Below are 2,465 nucleotides of genomic sequence, written 5' to 3' on the forward strand. Positions count from 1 at the left end.
GCTGCAGACCTCGCAGGGCTGGGAGGTGGTGGAGATCCAGCGCGACATCGCCTGGAGCACGGCCCCCGCCCCGGTCCGCGCCGCCGCCGGCCGCGCCGAGCCGGTCCGCGTCATCGAGAGCCGGCAGACCGACGGGACCGTCATCTACGAGCTCTTCGCGCAGGGCCAGCCGAAGGACCCGGCGCTCGAGGTGAAGTGGAAGGACGGCAAGGCCGAGCTCCTCACCAGCCGCTGGCCGCATTGACGCCGGCTCACGGCCAGATCTTCAGCACCCCGCCCCACGTCGCCGTTGTCTCATGGGGGCGCAGATCGAAATCCGGCGGGTAGTCGGCCGGATACTCCATGACCAGCGAAGGCGGGGGCCGTTGTGGTTGCCTGAACCACGTCATCCAGGGTCTTCGCCAATACGGCCCATCAAAGATGGAAATGAACGCACGCGCCCAGGCCCATTCGGCGTCCCAGGCCGCGATCCCGGCTTGCATCACGGAAACGGCCATATCCTGATCGCGCCAGACGGGGCTCGCCAGGGGGAAGCCCAGCCTCACCATATTCGCGCCGTTCTCCACCGTGTTTCCGGCATGAACGGACATGCCGAAGCTCATGGGATCCACACCTGGCCGATTTGTGTGGAAGCTGATGGAATAGCCCCATCTGCTCACGGGCTTCGGCGCCTTCGGCGGATCAGGTCGTCCCTTCCGATCGATCAGATCTGCCAGCGCTTCGGGCGACATTTCCCTCACGAATCCGGGGTCTCCCGATCGGAAGGGCCTCGACGCCAGCACCGGCCGGACATCGGCCCAGATCGGCTCGACTGCAGAAAGCAGATCGGCCGTCTTCAGGACGCGGTCTGCCACGCTGCGCGCGGTCTCGCCGCGACCCGGCCAGCCGAAGATGAACTCGCGATCGAAGTGGTTCTCCTCCTGAGCGAACCGGAGCTGTGGAGTCATCTGGGCGCCGTGTAGATGACGCGGATCGGCGGAACGCCGACCTTCCGGAAGTGCTCCACCGCGCCACGCTCGGCGACGTGCCAGTCGATAGGACGGCCCTGCGAAGCTTCCCGCTGCCGCCCGGCCTGATCGTCGCGCTTGTCCGCGAGCCGATTGGCGAACGTCGAATTGAAGGCTGCCGAGAAGAGACTCGCGTAACCCGGCCCCTTAGCCTCCAGCAGCTCCCTGCGAGGCGTCCAGACCGCGCAACCGTCGAACTTCACAGCCATGCCATCTCCTCCCATCAGGCGCTTACAATGGCCCAGCTTGGCTAAAATGAGAACGAAATACGAACACAGAACGCCTCGGCGGATCGTCGTACGCCCCAGCGCGCATGCGGCCCTTCAGGAGGACACGTCCCTTTGTCCCTGCGCCCTCGCCGTGGTAGGTCCCGCCGCTCTTAGAGGAACCGCACCGCCCCATGGCCCTGAAAGTCGCCATCGTCGGCCTGCCCAACGTGGGCAAGTCGACCCTGTTCAACGCGCTCACCCAGACCGCCGCGGCCCAGGCCGCGAACTATCCGTTCTGCACCATCGAGCCCAACGTCGGCGACGTGGCCGTGCCCGAGCCGCGCCTGGAGAAGCTCGCCGCGATCATCCCCTCGAAGGAGATCATCCCGGCCCGCATCAACTTCGTGGACGTGGCGGGCCTCGTGCGTGGCGCCTCGAAGGGCGAAGGGCTGGGCAACCAGTTCCTGGCCAACATCCGCGACTGCGACGCCGTCGCCTTCGTCGCCCGCTGCTTCATCGACGACGACATCACCCACGTGGAGGGCCGGGTCGACCCGCTGGCCGACCTCGACACCATCGAGACCGAGCTGATGCTGGCCGACATGGAGAGCCTCGAGAAGCGGGTGGTGAACCTCGAGAAGCGCGCCAAGACCGGCGACAAGGAGAGCGCCCAGACCCTGCGCCTCGTGCAGGTCGCCCTGGCCGAGCTCAACGAGGGCCGCCCGGCCCGCGTCGCCAAGATCGCGCCCGAGGACGAGAAGGCCTGGCGCATGCTCCAGCTGCTCACCTCCAAGCCCGCCCTCTACGTGGCCAATGTGGACGAGGGCTCCGCCGCCACCGGCAACGAGCTGTCCCGCCAGGTCGAGGAGCGCGCCCGCAAGGACGGCGCCGACAGCGTGGTCATCTCGGCCAAGATCGAGAGCGAGATCGCCCTCCTCGATCCCGAGGAGCGCGGCGAGTTCCTGGAGACCCTGGGCCTGGCCGAGCCCGGCCTCAACAAGCTGATCCGCGAGGCCTACCACCTGCTCGGCCTGCAGACCTACTTCACCGTGGGGCCGAAGGAGGCCCGCGCCTGGACCATCCACAAGGGCGACACCGCCCCGCAGGCGGCCGGCGTGATCCACACCGACTTCGAGAAGGGCTTCATCCGGGCCGAGACCATCGCCTATGAGGACTATGTGAAGCTCGGCGGCGAGGCCGGGGCGCGCGACGCCGGCAAGCTGCGCTCGGAAGGCAAGGAGTATGTCGT

General features: G+C 67.5%; 3 protein-coding genes and 1 pseudogene. 2 read left to right on the forward strand and 2 right to left on the reverse strand.

Going from position 1 to position 2,465, the window contains the following annotated elements; translation table 11 throughout:
• Window positions 1–244 (forward strand): annotated as a pseudogene (locus V7D28_RS14845) (hypothetical protein); the annotation flags it as partial.
• A gap of 7 nt (window positions 245–251) precedes the next feature.
• Here the strand turns inward: V7D28_RS14845 and V7D28_RS14850 are convergent.
• Window positions 252–947 carry a hypothetical protein gene (locus V7D28_RS14850; RefSeq protein WP_333588156.1) on the reverse strand — a complete coding sequence of 232 codons (696 nt, stop codon included), beginning with the start codon at window positions 945–947 and terminating at the stop codon, window positions 252–254.
• The gene (locus tag V7D28_RS14855; RefSeq protein WP_333588157.1) at window positions 944–1,216 is read right to left on the reverse strand and encodes a hypothetical protein; all 273 of its coding nucleotides are present in this window, start codon (window positions 1,214–1,216) and stop codon (window positions 944–946) included. Before V7D28_RS14855 ends, V7D28_RS14850 begins: the two co-directional genes overlap by 4 nt.
• Window positions 1,217–1,407: 191 nt before the next feature.
• Between V7D28_RS14855 and ychF the strand changes: the two genes are divergently transcribed.
• On the forward strand, window positions 1,408–2,465 hold a 1,058-nt coding region (gene ychF / locus V7D28_RS14860; protein ID WP_333588158.1), incomplete at its 3' end, for a redox-regulated ATPase YchF.

Origin of the sequence: Phenylobacterium sp. (genome assembly GCF_036723115.1) — a bacterium.
In the GTDB taxonomy this organism is placed as follows: Bacteria; Pseudomonadota; Alphaproteobacteria; order Caulobacterales; family Caulobacteraceae; genus Phenylobacterium.

Bases quoted from the DNA above. Each gene is read 5' to 3' on its own strand.
- V7D28_RS14855 (WP_333588157.1), bottom strand. From the start codon at position 1,216: ATGGCTGTGAAGTTCGACGGTTGCGCGGTCTGGACGCCTCGCAGGGAG.
- V7D28_RS14850 (WP_333588156.1), bottom strand. From the start codon at position 947: ATGACTCCACAGCTCCGGTTCGCTCAGGAGGAGAACCACTTCGATCGC.